Raw genomic sequence first — 25512 nt, 5'->3', positions numbered from 1 at the left:
GATGGCGTCACTCTGGATGCTGTTCGCCAGCTTCGCGTTCGCCGCCATGGGCGCGGGCGTGAAGCTGGCGTCCGAGTTCTACTCCACCTCCGAACTCGTGATGTACCGCGGCCTGATCGGCACGCTGGTGCTCTTCATGATCGTCCGCCACCGCGGCGGCACCTTCCGGACCGTCTTCCCCAAAGCCCACCTCTGGCGCAGCGCGGTCGGCGTGATCTCGCTGTGGCTGTGGTTCTTCGCGATCACCCGCCTGCCCCTGGCGACCGCCGTCACCCTCAACTACATGGCGCCGATCTGGATCGCGGCCTTCATGTTCGGCGTCGGCTGGTGGCGCGGGACCAAGATGCCGGAATGGCCGCTGGTGCTGGCCATCGCCATGAGCTTCTTCGGCGTGACCCTGGTGCTGCAGCCGGCGTTCGAGTCCAATCAGTGGCTGGGCGGCCTGGCCGGCGTGTGCTCGTCCGTGATTTCGGCCATGGCGTATATGCAGGTGCGTAAGCTCGGCCAGATGGGCGAGCCGGAATACCGCGTGGTGTTCTACTTCTCGCTCACCACGGCGCTGGCGGGCCTGGCCGGCACGCTGCTGGGCGACGGCCCGAAGGACGCCGTGTTCCAGAGCCATACGCCGGGCAGTGGCCTGCTGCTGCTCGGTATCGGCATCACGGCCCTGATGGCGCAAATGGCGATGACGCGCGCCTACCGCGTCGGCAAGGTGCTGGTGGTCGCCAACCTGCAGTACACCGGCATCGTATTCTCCAGCCTGTGGGGCCTGGCGCTGTGGGGCGACACCTTCGACTGGCATGTGTGGCTGGGCATCGGCGTCATCCTCGCGTCCGGCATCGCCGCGACGTTCTACAATACACGCAGCACGTCCAAGGGCGCCGTGGTCAAGGATACCGACCCGATCGCCAGCGAAACCTGAGGAGACTTCATGTACACAACCCTGATCAGCGCCGCCGACCTTGCCGAACGCATTGGTGACCCGAACATCGTGGTGGTCGACTGCCGCCACGACCTGACGAACCTGGCGGCCGGCCGCGAAGGCTATGCCATCGGCCATCTGCCCGGCGCCGTGTTCGGCGACATCGAGACCCAGCTGTCGGGCGCCAAGCGCGGCGCCGACGGCGTCTTCCGCGGCCGCCATCCGCTGCCCGAGAAAGAGGCCCTGATCGAGACCCTGCGCGGCTGGGGCGTCAACGACGACTCCCAGGTGGTGGCCTACGACGCCCACGGCGGCATGTTCGCCGCGCGCCTGTGGTGGCTGCTGCGCTGGCTCGGCCACGAAGCGGTCGCGGTGCTCGACGGCGGCATGGCGGCCTGGCAGTCGCTCGGCCAGCCCCTGTCCACCGAGGCGCCAGCCAAGCCGCGCGGGAACATCACCGTGCGCGCGCCCTTCGTGCCGACCGTGACCGTGGTCGACGTCATGCTGAACCTCCAGAACGGCGAGCGCACCGTGATCGATGCGCGCGCGGCCGACCGCTTCCGCGGCGAGAACGAAACCATCGATCCGGTCGGCGGTCATATCCCCGGCGCGAAGAACCGTTTTTTCAAGGACAACCTGCAGGCGGACGGCCGCTTCAAGGACGCCGACGCCCTGCGCGCCGATTTCACCAGGCTGGTGGAACGCCCGGAACAAGCCATCATGCAGTGCGGCTCCGGCGTGACCGCCTGCCACAACCTGCTGGCGATGGAAATCGCCGGCCTGCCCGGCGCCGCCCTGTACCCGGGATCGTGGAGCGAATGGGTCAGCAATCCCACCCGCCCGATCGCCACCGGCCCGGCCTGAGAGGCGGCACATGAAGAAGAACGCAATGAACGATAACGCAGAAACAAAAGACAATGCCGTGGCGCTGCCGGAGATTCCGGAAGCGGTGGCCACTGCGCTCTCCAGCTGGGTCCAGCAGGTGGCCGAGCAGACCGCCGCGCCGGCGCGCGAAGCGCTGGCCCAGCTGGAATCCGAGGCGGAAGAGCTGCGCGAGACCAGCGCCGAGCTGGAGGCCGCGCGCGACCAGGCCCTGGCCGCCTCGAGCGAGCTGGAAGCCGAGATCGAGCGCCTGAACACCGAGCTGCGCGACGCGCGCAAGGTGGCGGCCGACGCCCTGGTCAGCAAGGCGAAGGACCAGCTGGCCATCGACGGCAAGGACCGCCAGCTGACCGAGCTGCGCGCCCAGCTCGAGCGCAACGTCGCGGCCCAGGCGGCCGAATCCGATGCGCGCCTGGCCGCCGAAATGGAACTGGTCGGCGCCGCCACGGCACGCGACAACTTCGAGTCCGAACTCAAGACCCTGCGCGGCCAGCTCGACAAGTCCTATGCCGAGCGCAGCGCCCTGCGCGCCGAGCTCGAATCCCTGCGCGCGAAGAAATAGGGTAAGCCATGGAACGCAACACACGGCAGCGCAAGGCGATCCACCAGTCGATGGCCGACGCCGGCCGCCCGCTCGCCCCGCAGGAAATCCTCGAACACGCGCAAGGAGCGGTGCCGGGCATGGGCCTGGCCACGGTCTACCGCAACATCAAGTCGATGCTGGAGGCGGGCGAGATCACCACGGTGTCGCTGCCGGGTGGGGGCGACCGTTATGAAATCGCCGGGCACGGGCACCACCATCACTTCCATTGCCGCGCCTGCGACAAGGTGTACGAGGTGCATGCCTGCCCGGGGGATATGCAGAAGCTGACGCCGGATGGCTTCGTGCTGGAATCGCACGAGTTGACCTTGTACGGCTTGTGCAGCAACTGCCGTTCGTAGGGTGGTCGGCTCTGCCGACCGCGCGTTCAGCTAAAGAATGAGTCGCTACCACGCATCCGCGTGTTGAACGCGCGGTCGGGGAACCCGACCACCCTACGAACGGCAATCCTTGCAATAGCGGTGGTTGCGCAGATGCGCGCCCAGCAGCAGCACGCTGCTGACCACCGCGCCCACCGTCTCCGCCATCTCGCCGATCCGCGGCCCCAGCACGAACACGGCCACCAGGAAGCACACCAGCCCCGCCACGCCGAGCATTAGTGCCACCGGGTCGCGGTGCTTCAGGTAGCCCGGCACCAGCGCCAGCAAGACCGGCGCCGTCACGCCCAGCAGCAGCGCATCGTGCAGGGCGTGATGCTCCCCACCCAGTCCCAGCAGCGGAAAGGCCGCCAGCAGCAGCGGCATCGCGAGGCAGTGCACGAGGCACAGCGCGGATGCCGCCATGCCGGCGTAGTCGGCGAAGCGGATCAGGTTCTTCATCACCATCAGAAGACGAAGCGCAACCCTGCCGTGATGTTACGGCCCGGGAGCGGCGCCGCTTCCTTGATGAAGGACGTGTGGCTGAAGGCCAGCTGGTCCGTCAGGTTGTTGATGCGGGCGTAGATCTGCGCCGGCACGCCGCCGATGCGGGTCGTGTAGTGGCCGCCCAGGTTGACCATGTTGTAGCCGCCCGTGCGCTCTTCGAAATCGCCGACCCGGTCCTGCTTGCCGACGCGGACCACTTCCACCATGCCGTGCCAGGACTGCCAGTCCGCATTCACACGCGCGCCGATGCGGTGGGCGGGGATGCGCGGGATGTTGCGGCTTCCCTCGCCCGCATTGTCGAAACGGGCGCGCACCATGTCGCCGAACAGCGTGCCCTCGACGATGTTCGAGAACTTGTGGCGCACTTCGCCTTCGAGACCCGTGAAGGTGGCGTCGCGCTGGGCGTATTCCACCAGCTGGAAGCCTTCGTGGTCGTCCAGCGTGTGCGCATAGATGTAGTTGTCGACGCGGTTGTGGAAGGCGCTCAGCGAGAAGGTGGTGTCGCCCTCGAACTTGCGCAGGGTGACGTCGATATTGTTCGAGGTTTCCTTGCCCAGGTCCTGGTTGCCGATCTCGTAGGTCGCGGTGGCCAGGTGCACGCCGTCCGCGTACAGTTCCTCGGCGGTCGGCAGGCGGTGGCTGCGCGAGATGCCGGCGCGCAGGGAATACTGGGGCTGGAATTTCCAGACCGCGCCCAAAGCCACCGAGGTGCCGCGCGCGTCGGTGTCCTTCACGGTGGCGCTATCGACCTTGATGTCCTGCCATTCGTGGCGCAGGCCCGCTTCGAAGCGCCAGTTGTCCAGCTTGTATTCCTCGGTCAGGAAGGCCGCGTGCTTCTTCGTGACGGTCGGCGGCACATAGGCTTCCTCGCCGATGGTGTTGAAGTCGCGGCGGGTGGTCTGCAGGCCGAAGACGCCGCGCACGCCGCCGACCGGCGCGTGCTCCATCTCGACGCGCACGTCATGGCCCTTGTTCAGGAAGCTGGTGGAGACCACGCCCTCTTCGAGTTCGTCATGGCGGTAGTCGGTGAAGGAAGCGCGCAGGCGGGCCTTGGTGATGCCGGCCATCGGGTTACGGTATTCGCCACGCACGTCCCAGCGGTCGCTGTCGAGCTTCACGACCGGCACCTCCTCGCCATGCTCGTGTTCGTGATCGTGGTCGTGGCCTTCCTCTTCCTCCTCCTCGTGGCCATGGCCGCCGCAGTGCAGGTGGTCGCCATGCGGGTGGCAGCTTGCGAACTCGTGGTTGTGGCCGGGGATGCCGTATTCGGTGCGTTCCTTGGTGTAGGCCGCGCCGATGTAGCCGCGCTCGCCCACCCACGAGAGGCCCACGGTGCCGCTCTCGGTTTCCTTGTAGCTGCCGTTGACGCGGCGGCCTTCATTCCAGTCCTTGCCGACGCGGTAGTCGCCGGCATCGCGCTTGACGCCTTCGGCATGCACGGCGATGTTGCCGGCGCCGCCGGTCACCTCGAAAGCGCCGGTCTTCTCGCGCGCCACCGAGTTCGCGCGCACTTCCATGCTGCCCTCGATCGGCTTCTCGGGCATCCTGGTCGGGATCTTGCGGTCCAGGATATTGACGACGCCGCCCACGGCGCCGCCGCCATAAGCCAGCGCCGAGGGGCCGCGCAGCACTTCGATGCGCTCGGCCAGGACGGGCTCGAAGCCGACGGCGTGGTCCGGACTGATGGTCGAGGCGTCCTGCACTTCGGCGCCGTCGGACAGGATCTTCACGCGCGGGCCGTCCATGCCGCGGATCACCGGACGGCTGGCGCCGGCGCCGAAGTGGCTCGAGGTGATGCCCGGCTGGTTGGCCAGGGTTTCGCCGATGGTCGATTCGCGTGCCCGCACCAGGGCGCCGCCGGAGAGCGAGGTCACGGGGGTGATCATGTCGTCTTCCAGCACGCCCAGGGTGCTGGCCGAGACCACGACGGTCGGCACGCTGTCCGGGTCGGTCTTCAGGCGGGTGGAATCGGTCTGTGCGTGGACGACAGGAGCAAAAGCGAACAGGATCGCCAGCGCGAGCGGCGTGCGTTGAAGGGTGCGAACGGACATGGAACGGCTTCCTATGACGATGAGCTGCGGTAATGATAAGTCATTATCATTAAACACGCAAACTGAGATCGAGGAAAATACATCGAAATCAGCAAGCGTGCTTGGTTGGCGTGCTTAGTTGGCGTGATTGAGGGCGACGACGATCGCCACGCCCAGCGCGATCAGCAGTACCTGCGGCACCGATTCGCGCACGGTGGCGCGGCGTTGCATCTGCGGCATCAGGTCGCTGACCGCGATGTAGATGAAACCCGAGGACGCGAACACCAGCACATAGGGAATCAGGCCGCTGGCGCTGTCGAGGGTGAAGTAGCCGAGCAGGCCGCCCAGCACCGACATCAGGCTGCACAGGAGGTTGAAGACGTAGGCGCGCAGGCGCGAGAAGCCGGCATTGAGCAGCACGATGAAGTCGCCGATCTCCTGCGGGATCTCGTGGGCGACGATGGCCAGGGCCGTCACGATGCCCAGTTCCGGGTTGGCCAGGAAGGCGGCGGCGATCAGGATGCCGTCGGTGAAGTTGTGCATCGCGTCGCCGAGCAGGATCATCCAGCCCGACTTGCCGGCCTGGTGGGCGTCGTGGCCGTGGGCATGGTGGTGGCCGTCACCCTCGTGGTGGTGGGAGTGGCGCAGGATCGCCAGCTTTTCCAGCACGAAGAAGGCCAGCAGGCCGCCCAGCAGGGTCGCGAACAGGCTGCGCACGTCGGCGCCGGAGTCGAAGGCTTCCGGCAGCGCGTGCAGCAGCGAGGTGGCCAGCATGATGCCGACCGAGAGGCTGACCATCCGTTCCACCACCTTCGACAGCAGCGCGAACGAAAACACGGCAGCGCCGGTAATGCTGACGACGCCGGCGACGAGGGTCGCCAGCAGGATGGAACTCAGGATGGGGTCGATTTGGAAGCCTCTTGTTCTGGACTTGCTTCACAACTGCGAATGACAAATCATTCGCGCCGCAAACCGGACATTGTAACCTGTCCGGCCCCGCCGCTGTGCAAGTCCAGTTGGCCCGGGAATCAGGCGACGCCGTTCCTGGCGAACCAGTTCAGCGTCTTGCTCCAGCCGTCCTTGGCGTCGTCGGCATTGAAGCTCGGACGGTAGTCGGCATGGAAGGCGTGGCCGGAGTTCGGGTACACGTGGATCTGCGAGCGGCTGTTGCCCGAATCGAGGGCCTTGCGCATGCGCTCCACCGAATCCAGCGGGATGCCGGTGTCCTTGGCGCCGTAGAGGCCCAGCACCGGCACCTTCAGGCCCTGGGCCACATCGATCGGCTGCTTCGGCTGCAGCGGATTGGTCTCGCCGACCAGGCGGCCATACCAGGCCACGCCGGCCTTCACGTCCGGATTGTGGGCCGCGTACAGCCAGGTGATGCGCCCGCCCCAGCAGAAGCCGGTGATGCCCAGCTTGTCGGTGTTGCCGCCGCGCTGTTTGATCCACTTCACGATAGTGTCCAGGTCGTTCATGACCTGGGCGTCCGGCACCTTGGCGACGATGTTCTTCATCAGCTCCGGCATCGGGGTCTTGGTGGCATCGCCCTGGCGCACGAACAGGTCGGGCGCCAGGGCCAGGTAGCCGGCCTTGGCGAAACGGCGCACCACGTCCTTGATGTGCTCGTGCACGCCGAAGATCTCGGAGATCACCAGCACCACCGGCAGGTTGGTGCGGTCCTTGGGCTGGGCGCGGTAGACCGGCACGTCCTGGCCACCCACGACGACGATGTGGTCGGCCGCGTCCAGGCCGTCGGTACTGGTCTGGATCTGCGTCTGGGCCACCACCGGCAGCGCCGCCACGGCGAAGCCGCTGCCGACGGCCGCTTTCAGGAAGACGCGGCGGTCGACGCCGTTATCGAATGCGCTGGTGGCGAGCAGGCTTTCGCCGTCCGAGATCAGGTCTTTCATGAACGTCCCTCCGGATAAGTATGAAGAAGAAGATGAAATGGCAACGTTATCTTATCAGTATCGGTTTTGGACGGCGCGGACACAAATTTCAATTGTGCAACCTACGAAAACTGTCGAGAAACTTGACAGTCCGCTCGCGTCGTCAATACATGCCCTTGATTTGGCTGGGATTTTTTCCATGGCACAAGTATTGCTCTCTATAGACAACAATCAAATTTGTCAATTTCTTACTGCTACTGTTGTGACCACAAAGGAAAAACCATGAAGCTCCGAAACCGCCTCAACACCGTGATGGCCCTCCTCGCCCTCGGCGCCACCCCTGCCATGGCCGTGCCGCTCACGCTGCAGGCCACCGGCCTTCCCTCCTATATGAGCCAAGGCGGCTACCAGGGCAGCTTCGACGCGTCCTTCCTGCCAAAGAACTTCGCCGTCAGCAGCCTGAAATTCTCCTTCCTCTTCATCGACGACGGCGACGTGATTCCCTACACCACCGGCGAAAGCGTCAATTCGGCGCCCGTGACCGTACGCCAGGCGAGCGGCAGCCCAGGCTCCAGACAGGCCGGCCGCACCTTTACGGACACCGTCACCACCACGGTCACCATGCCGCGCACCGGCATGGGCGAAAAGGAGTCGGTCAAGCTTTCCTTTGGCGGTGCGGACTATTCCGGCGCGACCACGGAAATAAAGAGCGATGACATCGTCCCGAGCCGGACTTATATCGAGTCGACGAGCGTCAAGTATGTGAAGAACAACACGAACGTGAGTTGCCTGAAAACGCAGTGGGAGCAAGGCACCGCGAACTGCCAGCAGGTCACGACCATCGTCCAGAAGCAGTACCAGAACCGCATCGTCACCACCGACTACACCGGCGAGATCGTTCTCGGCGGCTCGCTGGCCGACGACCGGGACCTGCTGGCCTCCCTGCTGCGCGACCGCAAGCTGGACTTCAGCCTGGAGGTGCTTGGCGACCTGAACTTCTTCGGCGCCACGCTCGACATCGACTTCATGCCGATCGAGGACATCGTCATGGTGCCGGAACCGGCATCGCTGTCCCTGTTCGGCATTGCGATGCTGGGCCTGGGCGGCGTGCGCCGCAAGCGCCGCGCCTGAAAAACGCGGGTGAACGAAAAAGGGGCGGCCCCACGGGTCCGCCCCTTTTTCGTTCTGCCTGCGGTGATCAGCGGCTCAGTGCGAAATTCACGTTCGACTGGTTGCTGCTGCCGATATCCACGCCGTCGACGGCCTTGGCGGCGTAGCCTGTGGCCGAAGCCTCGACACGGTACTTGCCGGCGGGGGCCGTGCTGCTGGCGCTGAAGCTCAGCGGCAGGGTCGCGCTGTAGCTCGCGAACTGCGGCGCGCTCACCGGCAGGTTGGCGATGGTATAGGCGCCGCTCGCCAGGTCCGCACCGGCATACTTGATGGTCACGGTCGGGCCGGCGGCGAAGCTTTGCTTGGCCGCGACGAAGGCCGGCTCGGCCCCCGCCGGCGTCATGGTCACGGTGCCGCCGATCGCGCCGGTATTGCCCGGCGCGAGCAGGATCGGCGACATCAATGTGCTGAGCACGGTGGTGCTGGTGGTCGAAGCGACCGGGACCGCGGCAACCACGCTGGCCGCGCTATTGTCGGCGGTGATCACGACGTCGTAGTTGCCTGGCGCGAGGCGCGAGAGGAAGAATTCGCCGGTGGACGGGTTCGGGGTGGTCGCGCTGACGATGCTGCCGTTCTGCTGCGCCGAGACCTGCACGCCGCTGCCGAGCACCGCGGTGCTGACGAAGCCCGAGATGCCGTTGGCGGCGACCGGCACCACTTTCACGACCGGCTTGAGCGCATAGCTGCCCTTGCCGCGGGTGACGACCGACTTGCAGGCGTCGAAGTCGAGCACGACCTCGGTCTTCTGTCCGGCATTCACCTCGAACGCGCCGACCAGCTTGATGCCGCTCTGGACCGCGCTCGGGGTCTCCAGCGGCAACTCGGCCCTGCCGTCGAGCGGGACCACGGTATTGGCGGTGCCGCCCGCATTCGCATCGAGCACCAGGCGCATCTGGGTATAGCGTCCGGCTTCGAGCGAGGTCTGGCCGAGCGCCTCGAGCACGCCGTTGGTCAGGTTCAGCAGGTTGATCTTGCGGGCCGGGTTCAAGGTGATGTCGGTCCAGCCCGGCTCGGTGTCGAGTGCGCTGTCACTGCGGTGCACGCGCACCTTGGAGACGGTGACATTGACGGCATCGAAGCCGCAGGCCGGGGCATCGGTCAGCGACACGGCGAGCGTGCCGGCGGTGCTGACAGGCGTGGCGGGCGCGGTGTCGCCGCCTCCGCCGCCGCAGGCGACAAGGACTGCGGCGCCAAGGACAGTGGCGCCCAGCAGGGCGAAGTGGGATTTTTTCTTGAACACGTTACGGATACCTTTCTTGCTTCGCCAATGACAGCGCTTGAAAGGATCTTAACATTCCCCACGGCAATTGTTACGTGCTATGGCTCACCTTGAAACAAATACTTACAGTCTTTACAGATGAGCCGAGTATTCAGTATCTACAACGCAACAATGCTCCCAATTTAATGCGCGGAAGCGCATACTCAATGCGCGGAAGCCCATACTCAATGGGCGGAAGCGCATACTCAATGCGCGGAAGCCCATACTCAATGGGCGGAAGCGCATACTCAATGCGCGGAAGCCCATACTCAATGGGCTTCCTCCCAATTGTTCCCCACTCCCGTCTCGGCCACCAGCGGCACCTTCAGCTCGGCCACGCTCGCCATCAGTTCCGGCAGCTTCACACGCACCAGTTCCAGTTCGCCTTCCGGCACTTCCAGCACCAGTTCGTCGTGCACCTGCATGATCATGCGCGTGCCGAGCTTTTCGGCTTCCAGCCAGCCCTGCACCGCGATCATGGCCAGCTTGATCAGGTCGGCCGCCGTGCCCTGCATCGGCGCATTGATCGCCGCGCGTTCGGCGCCGGCGCGGCGCGGGCCGTTCGGCGAATTGATTTCCGGGAGCCAGAGTCGGCGTCCGAACACGGTCTCCACATAGCCGCGCGCCTTGGCCTGCAGACGGGTCTCGTCCATGTACTGCTTCACGCCGGCGAAGCGGGCGAAGTAGCGGTCGATGTAGTTCGCGGCGGCGGCGCGTTCGATGCCCAGGTTCTGGGCCAGGCCGAAGGCGCTCATGCCGTAGATCAGGCCGAAGTTGATCACCTTCGCGTAGCGGCGCTGCTCGCTCTGCACTTCCTCGGGCGGGATGCCGAAGATCTCGGCGGCGGTGGCGCGGTGGATGTCCTCGCCTTCCGCGAAGGCCTTCAGCATCGCCGGGTCGCCCGAGATGTGCGCCATGATGCGCAGCTCGATCTGCGAATAGTCGGCAGAGACGATCACGCTGCCCTTGGGCGCAACAAACGCTTCGCGGATGCGGCGGCCTTCGGCGGTGCGTACCGGGATGTTCTGCAGGTTCGGCTCGTTCGAGGACAGGCGGCCGGTGATTGCCACCGCCTGCGCGTAGTTGGTGTGCACGCGGCCGGTCTTCGGATTGACCATCTTCGGCAGCTTGTCGGTATAGGTCGACTTCAGCTTGGACATGCCGCGGTGCTCGAGCAGGATCTTCGGCAGCGGGAAGTCCTCCGCCAGCTTCTGCAGCACCTCTTCGTCGGTCGAGGGCGCGCCGGTGGCGGTCTTCTTGATGACGGGCAGGCCGAGCTTGCCGAAGAAGATCTCGCCGATCTGCTTGGGCGAGCCGAGGTTGAAGGGGCCGCCGGCCGCTTCATACGCCTGCTGCTCCAGTTCCTGCATGCGCGCGCCCAGTTCGCCCGACTGCTTCTGGAGCAGCTCCGCATCGATCAGGACGCCGTTGCGCTCGATCTTCTGCAGCACTTCCATGGTCGGCATCTCGATGTTGCGGTAGATGTAGGTGAGCCCTTTGTCGGCTTCGACGTGGGGCAGCATGGTCTGGTGCAGGCGCAGGGTGATGTCGGAATCCTCGGCCGCATATTCCGTGGCGCGGTTCAGCTCGACCTGGTCGAAGCAGATCATGTTCGCGCCCTTGCCGCATACGTCCACAAAAGGAATCGTGGTGTAGCCGAGGTGGCGCATCGCCATGGTGTCCATGTCGTGCGGCTTGTGCGACTCGAAGACGTAGGATTGCAGCAGGGTGTCGTGCACGATCCCCGCGAGCTTGACCCCGTGGTTCTCGAAGATGTGCATGTCGTACTTCAGGTTCTGGCCGAGTTTCGGCTTGGCCGGATTCTCGAGCCAGGAACGCATGCGCTCCAGCACGTGTTCGCGACCCAGCTGGTCGGGCGCGCCGGCATAGCGGTGCGCGACCGGGATGTAGGCGCCCTTGCCCGCTTCCACGGACAGCGAGATGCCAACCATTTCAGCCGTCATCGGATCCAGCGACGTGGTCTCGGTATCGACCGAGGTGAATTCCGCCGCGTCGACCAGCGCCAGCCATTTGTCGAGCTGCTCGTCGGTGAGGACGGTCTCGTACTCGCCCTTGATGATGGGCATGCCCGGCAGGGTGCCGGACGCGCCTTCCGGGGAATTGAGCGGCGCGCCGCCCGGACCGGCGCCGCGCGCAGGCGCCACCGCGCCGTCGGCACGGCCATTGCCACCGCCGAGTTCGCGCAGCATGGTCTTGAAACCGTAGCGCTGGAAGAAGTCACGCAGCGCTTCCGCGTTTTCCGGGCGGCCGACCAGGGTTTCTTCGAAGGAGACCACGTGGTTGACGAGGTCGCAGTCGGTCTTCACGGTGATCAGTTCGCGGCCCTTCGGCAGCCACTCCAGCGCGGCGCGCAGGTTCTCGCCGACCGCGCCGGTGATCGCATGCGCATTCTCGATCACGCCGTCGAGCGAGCCATGCAGGGTCAGCCACTTCACGGCCGTCTTGGGGCCGCATTTGTTCACGCCGGGGACGTTGTCGACGGTGTCGCCGATCAGGGTGAGGTAGTCGATGATGCGGTTCGGCGGCACGCCGAACTTGGCGATCACGCCGGCTTCGTCGAGCTTGTCGTTGGTCATGGTATTGATGAGCATGACCTTGTCGTTCACCAGCTGGGCCAGGTCCTTGTCGCCGGTCGAGATGACGGTCTTCATGCCGCGCGCCGCGGCCTGCACGGCCAGGGTGCCGATCACGTCGTCGGCCTCGACGCCTTCGACCATCAGGATCGGCCAGCCCATGTGGCGCACCACTTCGTGGATCGGTTCGATCTGCTTGCCCAGGTCTTCCGGCATGGAGGCGCGGGTGGCCTTGTATTCCGGATAGAGGTCGTCGCGGAAGGTCTTGCCCTTGGCGTCGAACACGCAGGCGATATAGGCCGCCGGGTAGTCGGCGCGCAGGCGGCGCAGCATATTGACCATCCCGTGCATGGCGCCGGTCGGGAAACCGTCCGGGCTGCGCAGGTCGGGCAGCGCGTGGTAGGCGCGGTAAAGATAGCTGGAACCGTCAACGAGCAGCAGGGTATTTTCCATAGAGGCGAAGAATCGAAAGTAGGTGCGCAAGAGTATTCGTCATTATCGCAGAATCGGCCCCTCCTCTCCCGGCTTGCATGTCGGACACGGCGGGGAGATTAAGTGCACTTTTCACAGGGAACGGTGCCTGTTTGTTACAATGGACTAAACGACACAAGGTGACCATCATGTTGCGCACATCTTCCCGCCTCAAACTCTTGACGCTGTCCCTGTTCATTCCCGCCGGACTGGCCCTGGCCCAGCAGCAGATGCCCGCGCAGCCGGGCCAGCAACCGGGTCAATCGACCGGTTCACAACAGACCCAGCAGCAGACCCAGCCGCAGCAACGCCCCAGCCAGCAGCCGCCCCAGCTCGAGCGCATCGAGCCGGGCAGCGACACGCCGGCCACCACCATCCCGCCGAAAGAACGCACCCGCATCACCGAAAAGCGGGACAACCGCGGACAGGTGACCGAGGTGGAAGTGGAAAGCGGCCCGAGCCGCTACACCCTGAAGCCGAACACCCAGGTCGGCACCGCCCTGCCTGGCGACGCCATGAGTTCGCAGCGCGGCCCGCAGTGGACCGTCAAGGAATTCGACTTCGGCAATCCGAAGAAGCAGCCCCCGGCCGATGGAAGCGTCTCCCCTGCCCCGGCCAAGCCGGGCGTGCCGCCCCGTGCCGACGCGCCGCCGCCGCCGCCCCTGGAACCCGTCGAGAAAAAATAAACCCGGTGCCGCCTGATTGGCGGCCGACCCTCACCTTTGTTGCTAGCACATGGCAGTTTTCACCGCGGTCTCGCTGGACGACCTTACCCAGTGGATCAAGCAGTTCCCCCTCGGACGCGCCCTGGCGCTCGACGGCATTTCTTCCGGCATCGATAACAGCAACTTCTTCCTGACGACGGAAAGGGGCGAATACGTCCTCACCATCTTCGAGAACCTGCGTTTCGAACAGCTGCCCTTCTACGTCCAATTGATGCGCCACCTGGCGCAGCAGGGCATCCCCGTGCCGGCGCCGGTCCCGAACGGGGACGGCGAACTGGTCGTCACCCTGCACGGCAAGCCGGCCATCATCGTCAGCCGCCTCTCCGGCGCTTCCCAGCTCGACCCGCAGCCGGTGCACTGCGCCGAAGTGGGCCGCATGCTGGCGCGCATGCACCTGGCCGGCCGGGATTTCGAACTGCATCAGCCGAATTTGCGTGGCCTGGACTGGATCCTGGCCACCGCGCCCGAGGTCCAGCCATTCCTGAGCATCGAGGAAGCCGCGCTGCTGCGCACGGAGACGGCTTACCAGGCGGACTTCGCGGCCGGCGCCACCTATGCCGCCCTGCCGCGCGGGCCGGTGCACGCCGACCTGTTCCGCAACAACGTCATGTTCGAAGGCGAGCGCCTGTCCGGCTGCTTCGACTTCTATTTCGCCGGCGTCGACACCTGGCTGTTCGACATCGCGGTCACCGTCAACGACTGGTGCATCGACCTGGCCACGGGCAGGCTCATTGATGCGCGCGTGCGCGCTTTGCTGGACGCCTACCACGCGGCGCGGCCCTTCACGCAGGAAGAAGGCGCCGCCTGGCAGCCGATGCTGCGCGCCGGCGCCCTGCGCTTCTGGCTCTCGCGCCTGTACGACCTCCATCTTCCCCGTGCGGCCGAACTGCTCACGCCGCACGATCCGACCCATTTCGAACGCATCCTGCGCGAGCGCATCGAACGCGCCGCGCCCCAGCTGCCCTTATGAACTCTATTCCCGCAATCACCGGCTGGCACTGGCTCAAGCAAGGCGCCGGCCTGTTCCGCAAGCAGCCCGCCGCCCTGACCACCCTGCTGTTCGCGAACATCCTGATCAGCATCGGCATCAGCGCCGTGCCCCTGCTCGGGCCCATGGTCGCCGTGGTCCTGATTCCTTCCTTCTCGATGGCCTTCATGAAGGCCTGCCTGATGATCGAGAACGGCGAACGGGTCACGCCCGGCGTGCTGCTCACCGGTTTTCGCAAACCCGTGCTGCCGGAGCTGTGCAAGGTCGGCCTGATCTACCTCGGCGTGTCGCTGCTGATGGCGCTCCTGATGCGCTTCGCGGTCGACCCGGGCTTCTGGGAACAGATGGCGCGCCAGGGCCGCGAAGGCGGCCAGCCGCAGGTGGCGGCCTCGGACCTGTTCGGCATGTTCGCCGTGTTCGGCCTGGACGTGATCATCCTGATGTCGCTGTGCTTCGCGGCGCCGCTGACCTACTGGCAGAAGATGACGCCGGGCAAGGCGATCTTCTACAGTTTCTTCGCCGTGCTGCGCAGCGCGCGCGTGTTCATCGTGCTGCTGCTGGCCTGGTTCGCGATTTTCCTGGGAATCTGCATGGTGATCACCCTGCTGCTGGGCGCCTCGAACATGACGCGCGTGGTGATCATGTGGCTGATCTTCCTGTTCGTGCTGCTGCTGCAGTGTGCGATGTATGCGGGCTACCGGCAGATTTTCGGCAAGCCGCAGGATGGCGGCGTGAACCTCGCAAAATAACGGTCGTGCGGGCGGCATTGCCGCCCACATCGATGCCAATCAACGCCCGACGCGTTCGAGTTTTGCGACGGACAGATCGAGCACTTTCATCCCCGCCGCGCCGAAGTTGATCTGCGCGCGCGCCGCCCCCGCCCCGCCTTCGATATTCACGATCACGCCCTCGCCGAACTTGGCGTGCGCCACCGTCTCGCCCACGCGCCAGCCGGTGCCGTTGCCGGCGGCCGACTTGTTCGTGATCTGCTGCGCGATGCGGTTGTCGGTGCCGTTGCGGAATTCGGCATCGTCCCAGGCGGTCTGCGATTTGCGGCCCGCGAACCAGTTGGTCTGCACCCGCGGCGACAGCCACTTGATCGACTCTTCCGGCAGTTCGTCGAAGAAGCGCGACTTCATGTTGAAGCGGGTCTGGCCATGCAGCATGCGCTGCTGGGTAAAGCTCATGTACAGGCGCCGGCGCGCGCGCGTGATCGCCACGTACATCAGGCGGCGCTCCTCATCGACCCCATCGAGCTCGCGCGCGCTGCTCTCGTGCGGGAACAGGCCTTCTTCCAGGCCGGTGATGAAGACCGCGTCGAATTCCAGGCCCTTGGCCGAGTGCACGGTCATGAGCTGCATGGCGTCCTGGCCGGCCTGGGCCTGGGCGTCGCCCGCTTCCAGCGAGGCGTGGGTCAGGAAAGCCGACAGCGGCGACATCACGCTCGGCAGCGGCGCGCCGCCTTCCAGCACCTCGATGCCGTCTTCCATCACGATCGCGTCGCCTGCCTGCGGCAAGGAAGGCGGCCCCAGGTGCGCGGGCGCGGCGATGCCGAAGCCTTCTTCCTGCACGAACTGGGTCGCCGCATTGACCATCTGCTCCAGGTTCTCGATGCGGTCGGCGCCTTCTTTTTCTTTCTGGTAGTACTCGAGCAGGCCGCTGCGCTCCAGCACCACGCGCACCAGTTCCGGCAGCGGCAGCTGCTGGGTTTCGAAGCGCGCCGACTCGATGATCTTCACGAACGCCCCCAGCGAGGAGCCCGCCTTGCCCGTCATGTAAGGCACGGCCGCGTACAGCGAGATGCCATAGGAATCGGCCGCCATCTGCAGCTGCTCGATCGAGCGCGCGCCGATGCCGCGGGTCGGGAAGTTCACCACGCGCAGGAAGGCCGAATCGTTGTGCGGATTGTCCATCAGCTGCAGGTAGGCGATCGCGTGCTTGACCTCGGCACGCTGGAAGTAGCGCAGGCCGCCGTACACGGTGTAGGGAATGCCGGCCGCGAACAGCGCATGCTCGATCACGCGGCTTTGCGCATTCGAGCGGTACAGGATCGCGATCTCGCTGCGCGGCACGCCCTCGTTCATCAGGCTCTTGGCTTCCTCGATGATCCACTGCGCTTCCTCGAGGTCGGAGGCGGCCTCGTAGACGCGCACCTGCTCGCCCTGGCCCGCGTCGGTACGCAGGTTCTTGCCGAGGCGCTTGCTGTTGTTCGCGATCAGGTAGTTGGCGCTGTCCAGAATGTGGCCGAAGGAACGGTAGTTCTGCTCCAGCTTGATCAGGTTCTTGACGCGGAATTCGCGCTCGAAGGCCTGCATATTGCCGACGTTGGCGCCGCGGAAGGCGTAGATGCTCTGGTCGTCGTCGCCCACCGCGAAGATGGCGCCGCCGCCCTCCTCGTCGTGGCCGGCGAGCAGCTTCAGCAGGTTGTATTGCAGGTCATTGGTATCCTGGAACTCGTCCACCAGGATGTGGCGGAAGCGCATCTGGTAGTGGTGGCGCAGCGGTCCGTTGCGCGCCAGCAGTTCGTAGGAACGCAGCAGCAGCTCGGCGAAATCGACCACGCCTTCGCGCTGGCACTGGCCCTCGTAGAGTTCGTAGAGCTCGATCATGCGGCGCTCGATCGGGTCGTTCGGCTCCAGCCGGTTCGCGCGCAGGCCCTGTTCCTTCGCGTTGTTGATGAAGTACATCAGCGCCTTGGCCGGGTACTTCTCGTCGTCCACATTGGCCGCCTTGAGCATGCGCTTGATCAGCGAGAGCTGGTCTTGCGAATCCAGGATCTGGAAGGTCTGCGGCAGCGCCGCATCCTTGTAGTGGGTGCGCAGCAGGCGGTTGCACAGGCCGTGGAAGGTGCCGATCCACATGCCGCGCGTATTGATGGGCAGCATGGAAGACAGGCGCGTCAGCATCTCCTTCGCCGCCTTGTTCGTGAACGTCACCGCCATGATGCCGGCCGGCGAGACCTGCCCGGTCTGGATCAGCCAGGCGATGCGGGTGGTCAGCACGCGGGTCTTGCCGGAGCCGGCGCCGGCCAGAATCAGCGCGCTCTGCGACGGCAGGGTGACGGCGGCGAGCTGTTCTTCGTTCAGGTTGTGGAGGAGATCGGTCTGCATGCGGCCATTATATACCGCCGGATTTACTGTATGTCCATCCAGTATGCTGCCGCGCTCAGCCTCCCTGGGCTGCCGTACGCGTTGTCTGGTATTCCGGCAGGCCGTCGGCCAGCTTTACCCAGTGCAGGCGGCTGCGCACGAAGGTATGGTCGCCAGGGGGCACGCTTGTCGGATCATCGAGGGAACAGGTCGTGATGTCGAGTTCCTCGGGCCAGCGGCCGTCCTCGAAGGTGAGCGTCGTGCCGCAGTGCGGGCAGAAGCCGCGCAGCACCTGTTCGCTGGAAGAAAAGCGCGCAGGCTCGCCTTGCGTGTAGCGGAAATCGGCGCGGCGCGCGCTGAACCAGGCCAGCGCGGGGGCGCCGGAAACCCTGCGGCAGTCCGTGCAATGACACAGCGTGCTGTTGAAGATCTCGCCCTTGACCTCGAAGCGAACTGCACCACAGAAACATCCTCCCTGCAAATCCATGCTCCCCCCTTTCACGCAGAAAACAAGCGTAGCCATGCGTACTCGGCAGTATAGGCGGCCCATCGTTTCGCGCGCCGCATGATTGTCTTTTCGCTTATTTTAATAACAGATTCGCGACAGATTCGCGTGGCCCGTCGTGCCAGTACCTCACGAAGCCATCTTGTCCGCATGCCTCGCTACGGGCCCATGTCACCACACATGCGGGCGGCTTCCATCCAAAGGAGAAACTTATGCTGAATCGCGTTGTTACCGTTGCCGCGCTCGCCGTTGGCGGCATGATGCTGTCGAAAAAACTCAAACAGAACCGTGGCTTCGGCGCCAGCTCCTCGGTGTCGGAATCGATCGAGATCAACGTCCCGGTCAAGACCGCCTACAACCAGTGGACCCAGTTCGAAGACTTCCCGCAGTTCATGAAGAGTGTCAAGGAAATCCGCCAGCTGGACGACAAGCACCTGCACTGGCGCGCCAACGTGGCCGGCGAAGAGAAGGAATGGGATGTCGAGATCACCGAACAGGTCCCGGACAAGCGCATCGCATGGCGCAGCATCACCGGCGTGAAGAACGGCGGTGTCGCTACCTTCCACAAGATCTCCGACAACTGCTGCCGCGTGATGGTCCAGATGGACTATGAACCGGAAAACGCGATCGAGTCCGTGGGTGATGCCATGGGCGCCGTGCGCATGGAACTGCGCGGCAACCTGCAGAACTTCAAGGAACTGCTCGAGAAGCGCGGCTCGGAAACCGGCGCATGGCGCGGCCAGATCGCCCAGCACTGATCCAGCCTGGCGGAGACCTTCCCCGCCATTGAGGCAAGCCCGGCCGCTCAGGCAGCCGGGCTTTTTTCGTTCAGCCCGCGCGCGGCACCGGCTTGGCCAGCCCCTTCTCCTGCGCCTCGCGGATCAGGGCGCGCACGGTCCTGTCGGCCGCATGGGTTTCGCGCTCCATGTCCTTGCCGAGGGCGCCCATCTTCTTGCCGATGGCATCCATGGGCTTGCCGGCCTCGCTCATGCGGCGGCCGATCTCGTCCATGGACTTCTGCGCCTGGCGCACACCCGGCGCCTGCCATTCCTGGCCGATGCGCTGGCCTTCCACCGACATCTGCTTGCCGAGTTCGCTCATGCGGCGGCTGAGGCGCTCGCGCTCGGCGTCGTCGGCCTTGGCAAACTGGGCGCCCAGCTCTTCCATTTCCTTGCCCAGTGCCTTCATGCGGGCCTCCGCGGCGCGGGTCTTCGACTCGTCGACCTTGATGCCGCGCGCCGCGACGTCCATTTCCTTGCCGAGGGCATCCATGCGCTTGCCGTGCACGTCCATCTCCTTGCCGTAGGCATCCATCTGCTTGCCCAGTTTCGTCACCGGCGCCCAGGCCGCGTCGACCTTGGCCATCAGGGCGGCGTCCTGGATGAAGTAAGCCTGGCCGTTTTCGCGGAACCAGAGGAAGTCGCCGCCGATCCGGCGCCTGGCCTGCTCGATCTCGTCCCAATCGTCGCTGCTGCCGCTCATGGACACGCCCTTGTCGCCGGCGCGCACCACGGCGTAGGGATGTTCGCTGCGCGAGGTATTGATGGTGACGTCCTTGTGCCTGGTAACGACGCGATCCGCATGCACTGTTGCCGTGGACTTCTCCTGCGGCTCGGCGGCGGCGTGGGCGGGACTCGCCCAGGCATAAAAGGCGGCGCTGACGGCGAGGCCCAGGATGGGAAGCGCGAGCTTCCAGTTCAGGGCTTCGGCTTCGGGGCGAACCAGGCGTTTGATACGGGACATGAGATTTCCTCCATGGGCAGCTGGAACAACTGTTGGGGTGAACTGGAACAGGTCCAGTTCGGACAATGCAAGTGCCAGGCGCCGCGGTTCGCCGAGCGTGCTTGCGGCTACATCATCTGCAATCTGTTCGCGCTCTTCGCGGATCCGGTTCGACAGCCACCACACGGCCGGGTGGTAGAACAGCAGGATCTCGATCGCGCTCTGGATCAAATTCACTACGTAATCGCAACGACGGACATGGGCCAGCTCGTGCGCCAGCAGCGCTTCCAGCAGCTGCGGCGGCATGCCCGACACCAGGCTTGCGGGCACCAGCACCACCGGGCGCCACCAGCCGGCCGTCACGGGGCTTTTCAAATCACCGACCAGGCCCAGCACGACACGGCGGCCGATGCCCATGCGGCGCGCCAGCTCGTCCAGCCGCGCCTGCCATACCGCATCGACCGTATAGCGGCCGGGACGGCTGCGCTGCCGCACCCAGGCCAGGCCCAGCATCATGCGCAGGGCCAGCAGGCCGGCGCCGGCGGCCCAGAACAGCACCACCAGAGGCAGGCGTTCCTGCAGGGCCGCCTCCCAGCCGGCGAAGCGTCCCGCCTCCAGCACCATCGACTGCACGGCGGCCGGGGCGGCATCCGCCCCCGCCACCGCCAGCGGCAGCAGGGTCGTCACGTTTCCATCATCCACCTGGGCGAGGCGCTGGACAGTGCCGGCCAGCGGCAGCGCCGCGCACAGCAGCAGCGCGCCGCAGGCCACGGCATAGCGGGCTTGCGGCCGCGCCTTGCGCATCGCCGCCAGCAGCAGGGCCGCCGCCCAGCCGACCAGCAGGCCCTGCCACAGGAAATCGATCAGCGCCCAGGCCAGGGCCGGCGCGGCACTCGCAAGCAGTTCGTTCAGGTTCATCAATGCTCCATCGTTGGCAACTAGATTAAAAGTTCTAGATAAAATTGTCTAGAACTTTTTTTCTACTTTCAGCCGAACCTCGCCGGCGATGATGGACTCTAGGCGCACACGGCAAAGCCGGCCAGCCCCGTGCGACAGGCGGCAGGAATCGCGGTACAGATGGAAAAAAGCGGGGAAGGAGGACTGGACGGGCCGGGCGGCCCGTCCGGAGGTTTTTTTAGAACACGACCACCGAGCGGATCGACTCGCCGGACTTCATCAGGTCGAAGCCTTCGTTGATGCGCTCGAGCGGCAGGTGGTGGGTGATCAGGTCGTCGATGTTGATCTTGTTTTCCATATACCAGTCGACGATCTTCGGCACGTCGGTGCGGCCGCGCGCGCCGCCGAAGGCGGAGCCCTTCCACACGCGTCCCGTCACCAGCTGGAAGGGACGGGTCGAGATTTCCTGGCCGGCCGCCGCCACGCCGATGATGATCGACTGGCCCCAACCCTTGTGGCAGCACTCCAGCGCCTGGCGCATGGTGTTGACGTTGCCCACGCATTCGAAGCTGTAGTCGGCGCCGCCGTCGGTCAGCTGGACGATGGTGTCGACCACGTTCTCGACCTTGGTCGGGTTGATGAAGTGGGTCATGCCGAACTTGCGCGCCATCGCTTCGCGTTCCGGGTTCAGGTCCACGCCGATGATCTTGTCGGCGCCGACCATCCTGGCCGCCTGGATCACGTTCAGGCCGATGCCGCCCAGGCCGAACACGACCACGTTGGCGCCCGCCTCCACCTTGGCCGTGAAGATCACGGCGCCGATGCCGGTGGTGACGCCGCAGCCGATGTAGCAGATCTTGTCGAAGGGCGCGTCCGAACGCACCTTGGCCAGCGCGATCTCCGGCACCACGATGTAGTTCGAGAAGGTCGAGGTGCCCATGTAGTGGTACAGGGGCTGGCCGTCCAGCGAGAAGCGCGAGGTCGCGTCGGGCATCAGGCCGCGGCCCTGCGTGGAACGGATCGCCTGGCACAGGTTGGTCTTCTGCGAGAGGCAGAATTTGCACTGGCGGCATTCCGGCGTGTACAGCGGAATGACGTGGTCGTCCTTGCGCAAACTGGTCACGCCCGGGCCCACGTCGACCACCACGCCCGCGCCCTCATGGCCGAGGATGGCGGGGAACAGGCCTTCGGGGTCGGCTCCCGACAGGGTGTAGTAGTCGGTGTGGCAAATCCCGGTGGCCTTCACTTCGACGAGCACCTCGCCCGCCTTCGGGCCCTGGAGCTCGACTTCCTCGATCGTGAGCGGGTGGCCCGCCTTCCATGCAACTGCTGCCTTGGTCTTCATGTCTTCCCTTCCTGAACCATGAGCGATGGGACGACGTCGCTCTTGCTACGCCGTAAAGTTTGAAATGATAACAAGGACCGGGCTCGCGCGTGGAAGATGGGGCAGATTGCGTGCCGGAATGACGATCTGGTGGGTTTGGGCGGCGAAAACGCCATCGGTCTCCGTGGATGTTTGGGGACAAAGATAGCACGACAGTCTCTTACTTTTTGAAGAGATCGCAAACGAATTGTGCTTCATCAAAAATTTCCTGCGCACAGTTGACGCGTAACTACATCCATAGATGTTTATGAAATACACTTAATTTTCCGCATATGCATGCGGGATAAAAAGCGCACAGGGCCAGCAGAGTCCCGGCGTCATCTATTTTCAAACGGAGAATATCAATGGTAGACAACAACACTCGCGCAACTTCTCTTCGCGTATGCCTGGCCGCCATGCTGGCTGCCGGCGTCTTCGGCCAGGCACAGGCCGCCGCACCCGGCACCACCCGCGTCATCGTCGCCTTCAAGCCCGGGGCAGCCGCCGCGATGAAAGCGGCGGTCACCCAGGCCAAAGGCGCGGTCAAGCACGAGATCTTCGGCATGAACGCCATGGCGATCGAGGTGCCGGCAGTCGCACTGAAGGGGCTCGAGCACAATCCCAACGTCGAGTACGTCGAGGAAGACGTGGTGCGCAAGCCCTTCGCGCTGACCAGCCCCTCGACCGGCACGCCCTACCAGAGCGGCCAGCTGGTCCCCTACGGCATCAAGCAGGTGCAGGCCGACCTGCTGTCGGACGCGAACGCCGCCAACCGCAAGGTCTGCATCATCGACTCGGGCTACGACCGCGCCCACGAAGACCTGTCGGCCAACCCGGTCACCGGCGAGTACGATGCCGGCACCGGCTGGTGGTACACCGACGAGAACCACCACGGCACCCACGTCGCCGGCACCATCGCCGCCATCAACAACAGCGGCACCGGCGTGGTCGGCGTGAACCCGAACCAGCAGCTCAAGCTGCACATCGTGAAGGTGTTCGGCAAGGACGGCTGGGCCTATTCCTCGACCCTGGCCTCGGCCGCCAACAAGTGCGGCGCCGCCGGCGCCAACGTGATCAGCATGTCGCTGGGCGGCGGCCGCAAGAGCGTCACCGAGCAGCGCGCCTTCGACAGCCTGTATTCCAAGGGCGTGCTGAACATCGCCGCGGCCGGCAACGACGGCAACACCGTGGTGTCCTACCCGGCAGGCTATTCCAGCGTGATCATGGTCGGCGCCGTCGACGAGAACAAGCAGTGGGCCACCTTCTCGCAGTACAACAGCCAGGTCGAGCTGGCCGGCCCCGGCGTGGCCGTGCTGTCGACCGTCCCGATGGGCGGCGGCCAGGAAGCGGTCCTGAACGTGGGCGGCGTGGCCTATGCGCCGGGCGCCATGGAAGGCTCGCCGGTCAAGACCGCCACCGCGCCGCTGGCCGACTTCGGCATCGGCGACAAGGTCAATACCGCGGTCTCGGGCAAGGTCTGCCTGATCCAGCGCGGCACCGTGGACTTCGCCGTGAAGGTCAGCAACTGCCAGAACAGCGGCGGCGTCGGTGCGGTCGTGTACAACAACGTGGCCGGCGCCTTCGGCGGCACCTTGGGCACCACCGTCACCAACATCCCGTCCGTCACCGCGACCGATACCGAAGGCGCGGCGCTGAAGGGACAGCTGGGCCAGAGCGCGACGGTCGGCATCAAGACCAGCAACTACGCCTACTACGACGGCACGTCGATGGCGACGCCGCACGTGTCGGCGGTGGCGGCGCTGGTGTGGAGCTACTTCCCGACCTGTACCGCGGCGCAGATGCGCGCCTCGCTCACCAAGAGCGCGCTCGACCTGGGCACGGCCGGCCGCGACACCAAGTACGGCTTCGGCCTGGTGCAGGCGAAGGCCGCGCGCGACCGCATCGCTTCGCTGGGCTGCGGTAACTGATCCCCTGCCCTGCATGAAAGACGGGACGCCGCGTGGCGTCCCGTTTTTTCATGGCGCTGTCACTATCAGGTGTGGAAAATTCCGATTGCCGCTCTCAGGAGACGCTCAGGTGATGCGATCCGTTCCCCATCCAGCGCCCAGCGCCAGCCGAGGTAGTTCGGCAAGTAGCGCGAGGCCACGCCGTGAAAGCGCGCCAGCCAGCTGCGCAAACGCTGGTGATAGGCATTCACGTTTTGCACGTGCACGGCGCCGCGCACACGCTCGCCCAGGCGCAGGTCGACGAAGGCGTGCGCGATCCGCGCTTGCCTGGCGAAGGTCTGGTAGGCCCGGTGTCCGTCCGTCACCAGAAGGACGTCCGGGTCGAGCACAGGAAGCAGATGCCGGTACAGCTGCCTGGCGGTGACGGCAGCCCGGCCGGTGACGAAGGAGCAGGTCTGGCCGCCGCGATCTCGTGCGACGAGGATGCAATCGTGTTCACGCGAGATTCCCCGGCTGTGTGCGACGCCACCACGCTTGCGGGCGGGCCTGTCCAGCTTGCGTGAACCCTTCTGTGATTCGAGCAGGAACAATTCGTCGGCTTCGGCAATGCCCGTCAGGCGCTCGGGCTGGTCACGCCGGATGCCGCCGAGAAAGCGATGGCGCCAGCGAAAGCTCGTATTGCGGTGTATTTCCACTGATTTCGCGGCCGCCCGCACGCTGCGCGAGTCGAGCATCTCTTTTGAAAAGTCGAGCCACTTTTCCCGGTGGCGCAGGCGCGCCAGCGGGGTGCCTGTCAAGGCGTTGAAAGTTCGGTGGCAGGCCCGGCAGCGGTAGCGTTGCAAGCCGCGGTTCACGCCATGTCGGTAATGGCGGCTGCCGCCGCAGTCCGGACAAGACAGCGGCGCTGGCCTTACCTGCTCGATCGTCTCGCATACGCTGTCCAGTCCGAGGGCCGGCCGCAGTGCCGCCAGCAACTGCGAGCGTTGCTGTCTGTTGAGCATGGGCACTTGCCGAAGCAAGCGGACAAAGCCTGGCGAGCGCATGATCCCTCCTGACGGTCCAGCTTGGACATCCGCTCAGCTCAACAGTTCAATTTCTACATCTGACGGTGACAGCGCCTTTTCATTCGCCTGCCGTGAGAAGCAGGCGCATCTGCTGCTCCATATTCGAAGAACCCTCGCGCATGGGTCGCGGCGCGCCGATCGCCTCGAAGCCGGCGCGTTCGTACAGCCGGACCACGTGGGTGTTCGCGCGATTCACGCCGAGGTGCACGGCGCGCGCTCCGCGCGCCCGCGCCCAGGCCAGGGCCTCGTCCAGCAGGGCGGACGCCACGCCGCGTCCGCGGCATTCGGGCGCCACCCAGACCTGGAACAGGTTCACGCGGTCCGGATGGTCCGCATCCACCTTCGCCCACAACAGGCCGACCGGCGCCCCGTCCTGTTCGGCCGCCAGTGGGCAGTCGATGCCGGACGTCGCCGCCCGCTCCAGGCGCGCCGCCCATTCCCCGATGTCCCAGGCCTGCGCTTCCGCCAGGGTCGCGCAGAACGCATCGGGCGCCTCCTCCAGCGCGCGCAGGCGGATCGCGCGATAGGCCTGCCACTCCTGAGGCTGCAGCCGGCGAATCACATACGCGTCC

The 25512-nt window shown here is 65.3% G+C and carries 23 protein-coding genes; 11 read left to right on the top strand and 12 right to left on the bottom strand.

The features are described 5' to 3' along the window. Position 1 precedes the first annotated feature (1 nt). Genes NX780_RS09475 through NX780_RS09460 form a run of 4 tightly spaced genes read left to right on the top strand, consistent with a single transcriptional unit; the run spans position 2 to position 2746 of the window. The gene (locus NX780_RS09475; RefSeq protein WP_258827616.1) at positions 2 to 922 is read left to right on the top strand and encodes a DMT family transporter; all 921 of its coding nucleotides are present in this window, start codon (positions 2 to 4) and stop codon (positions 920 to 922) included. A gap of 9 nt (positions 923 to 931) precedes the next feature. After that, entirely contained in the window at positions 932 to 1786 is an 855-nt protein-coding gene (locus NX780_RS09470) for a sulfurtransferase (RefSeq protein ID WP_258827615.1), read from the top strand. A 25-nt stretch (positions 1787 to 1811) separates the two neighbouring features. Beyond that, a complete protein-coding gene (locus NX780_RS09465; protein ID WP_258827614.1) occupies positions 1812 to 2366 on the top strand; it encodes a hypothetical protein in 555 nt (184 codons plus the stop codon). Between the two features lie 8 nt (positions 2367 to 2374). Next, the gene (locus NX780_RS09460; RefSeq protein WP_258827613.1) at positions 2375 to 2746 is read left to right on the top strand and encodes a Fur family transcriptional regulator; all 372 of its coding nucleotides are present in this window, start codon (positions 2375 to 2377) and stop codon (positions 2744 to 2746) included. Positions 2747 to 2839: 93 nt separating this feature from the next. Here NX780_RS09460 and NX780_RS09455 read toward each other — a convergent pair whose 3' ends face one another. The 4 genes from NX780_RS09455 to NX780_RS09440 all read right to left on the bottom strand — a co-directional run bounded on the left by NX780_RS09455 (position 2840) and on the right by NX780_RS09440 (position 7208). After that, the gene (locus tag NX780_RS09455; protein ID WP_258827612.1) at positions 2840 to 3223 is read right to left on the bottom strand and encodes a MerC domain-containing protein; all 384 of its coding nucleotides are present in this window, start codon (positions 3221 to 3223) and stop codon (positions 2840 to 2842) included. Positions 3224 to 3228: 5 nt separating this feature from the next. After that, entirely contained in the window at positions 3229 to 5319 is a 2091-nt protein-coding gene (locus tag NX780_RS09450) for a TonB-dependent receptor domain-containing protein (RefSeq protein WP_258827611.1), read from the bottom strand. Positions 5320 to 5433: 114 nt separating this feature from the next. Beyond that, positions 5434 to 6135 carry a ZIP family metal transporter gene (locus tag NX780_RS09445; protein ID WP_258827610.1) on the bottom strand — a complete coding sequence of 234 codons (702 nt, stop codon included), beginning with the start codon at positions 6133 to 6135 and terminating at the stop codon, positions 5434 to 5436. A gap of 191 nt (positions 6136 to 6326) precedes the next feature. Then, entirely contained in the window at positions 6327 to 7208 is an 882-nt protein-coding gene (locus tag NX780_RS09440) for a dienelactone hydrolase family protein (protein WP_258827609.1), read from the bottom strand. On the opposite strand from NX780_RS09440, the gene NX780_RS09435 reads away from it, so the two are divergent. Beyond that, on the top strand, positions 7207 to 7473 hold the full coding sequence (locus tag NX780_RS09435; protein WP_258827608.1) for a hypothetical protein: 267 nt from the start codon (positions 7207 to 7209) through the stop codon (positions 7471 to 7473). The genes NX780_RS09440 and NX780_RS09435 overlap by 2 nt on opposite strands. Further along, positions 7470 to 8318: a PEP-CTERM sorting domain-containing protein gene (locus tag NX780_RS09430; RefSeq protein ID WP_258827607.1), complete on the top strand. Its 849-nt coding sequence runs from the start codon at positions 7470 to 7472 to the stop codon at positions 8316 to 8318. The genes NX780_RS09435 and NX780_RS09430 overlap by 4 nt, the downstream gene beginning before the upstream one ends. Before the next feature lie 67 nt (positions 8319 to 8385). Here the strand turns inward: NX780_RS09430 and NX780_RS09425 are convergent, their stop codons facing one another. Together NX780_RS09425 and polA are read right to left on the bottom strand one after the other, a co-directional pair. Beyond that, positions 8386 to 9597: a DUF4382 domain-containing protein gene (locus tag NX780_RS09425; RefSeq protein WP_258827606.1), complete on the bottom strand. Its 1212-nt coding sequence runs from the start codon at positions 9595 to 9597 to the stop codon at positions 8386 to 8388. A 287-nt stretch (positions 9598 to 9884) separates the two neighbouring features. Continuing rightward, positions 9885 to 12662: a DNA polymerase I gene (gene polA / locus NX780_RS09420; protein ID WP_258827605.1), complete on the bottom strand. Its 2778-nt coding sequence runs from the start codon at positions 12660 to 12662 to the stop codon at positions 9885 to 9887. Between the two features lie 167 nt (positions 12663 to 12829). Between polA and NX780_RS09415 the strand changes: the two genes are divergently transcribed. The 3 genes from NX780_RS09415 to NX780_RS09405 are packed head-to-tail and all read left to right on the top strand — an operon-like array spanning position 12830 to position 15142. Then, complete coding sequence (locus tag NX780_RS09415) at positions 12830 to 13366, top strand: hypothetical protein (RefSeq protein WP_258827604.1); 537 nt, start codon at positions 12830 to 12832, stop codon at positions 13364 to 13366. 49 nt (positions 13367 to 13415) lie between these two features. Then, on the top strand, positions 13416 to 14375 hold the full coding sequence (locus NX780_RS09410) for a homoserine kinase (protein WP_258827603.1): 960 nt from the start codon (positions 13416 to 13418) through the stop codon (positions 14373 to 14375). Continuing rightward, positions 14372 to 15142: a BPSS1780 family membrane protein gene (locus tag NX780_RS09405; protein ID WP_258827602.1), complete on the top strand. Its 771-nt coding sequence runs from the start codon at positions 14372 to 14374 to the stop codon at positions 15140 to 15142. Before NX780_RS09410 ends, NX780_RS09405 begins: the two co-directional genes overlap by 4 nt. 39 nt (positions 15143 to 15181) lie before the next feature. Here NX780_RS09405 and NX780_RS09400 read toward each other — a convergent pair whose 3' ends face one another. Both NX780_RS09400 and NX780_RS09395 read right to left on the bottom strand, forming a co-directional pair. Beyond that, entirely contained in the window at positions 15182 to 17503 is a 2322-nt protein-coding gene (locus tag NX780_RS09400) for a UvrD-helicase domain-containing protein (RefSeq protein WP_258827601.1), read from the bottom strand. Positions 17504 to 17558: 55 nt separating this feature from the next. Beyond that, positions 17559 to 17969, bottom strand: a complete 411-nt coding sequence (locus NX780_RS09395; protein ID WP_258827600.1) for a GFA family protein — start codon at positions 17967 to 17969, stop codon at positions 17559 to 17561. A 230-nt stretch (positions 17970 to 18199) separates the two neighbouring features. Between NX780_RS09395 and NX780_RS09390 the strand changes: the two genes are divergently transcribed. After that, positions 18200 to 18745 (top strand): SRPBCC family protein, encoded by a 546-nt coding sequence (locus NX780_RS09390; RefSeq protein WP_258827599.1) that lies wholly within the window; start codon positions 18200 to 18202, stop codon positions 18743 to 18745. Positions 18746 to 18815: 70 nt separating this feature from the next. On the opposite strand, the gene NX780_RS09385 is transcribed toward NX780_RS09390, so the two are convergent. Together NX780_RS09385 and NX780_RS09380 are read right to left on the bottom strand one after the other, a co-directional pair. Then, entirely contained in the window at positions 18816 to 20627 is a 1812-nt protein-coding gene (locus NX780_RS09385; protein WP_258827598.1) for a M56 family metallopeptidase, read from the bottom strand. Positions 20628 to 20844: 217 nt separating this feature from the next. Then, a complete protein-coding gene (locus NX780_RS09380) occupies positions 20845 to 21951 on the bottom strand; it encodes an S-(hydroxymethyl)glutathione dehydrogenase/class III alcohol dehydrogenase (RefSeq protein WP_258827597.1) in 1107 nt (368 codons plus the stop codon). Positions 21952 to 22334: 383 nt separating this feature from the next. Here NX780_RS09380 and NX780_RS09375 point away from each other — a divergent pair, with 383 nt between their 5' ends. Continuing rightward, positions 22335 to 23897 carry a S8 family serine peptidase gene (locus NX780_RS09375; RefSeq protein ID WP_258827596.1) on the top strand — a complete coding sequence of 521 codons (1563 nt, stop codon included), beginning with the start codon at positions 22335 to 22337 and terminating at the stop codon, positions 23895 to 23897. A 65-nt stretch (positions 23898 to 23962) separates the two neighbouring features. Here NX780_RS09375 and NX780_RS09370 read toward each other — a convergent pair whose 3' ends face one another. Then, positions 23963 to 24919: an IS1595 family transposase gene (locus tag NX780_RS09370; RefSeq protein WP_441294994.1), complete on the bottom strand. Its 957-nt coding sequence runs from the start codon at positions 24917 to 24919 to the stop codon at positions 23963 to 23965. A 79-nt stretch (positions 24920 to 24998) separates the two neighbouring features. Continuing rightward, the gene (locus NX780_RS09365) at positions 24999 to 25502 is read right to left on the bottom strand and encodes a GNAT family N-acetyltransferase (RefSeq protein WP_258827595.1); all 504 of its coding nucleotides are present in this window, start codon (positions 25500 to 25502) and stop codon (positions 24999 to 25001) included. Between the last annotated feature and the right edge of the window lie 10 nt (positions 25503 to 25512).

It is taken from the genome of Massilia agri, assembly GCF_024753255.1.
GTDB lineage: Bacteria > Pseudomonadota > Gammaproteobacteria > Burkholderiales > Burkholderiaceae_D > Telluria > Telluria agri.
This window is presented reverse-complemented; position numbering and strand designations above follow the sequence as displayed.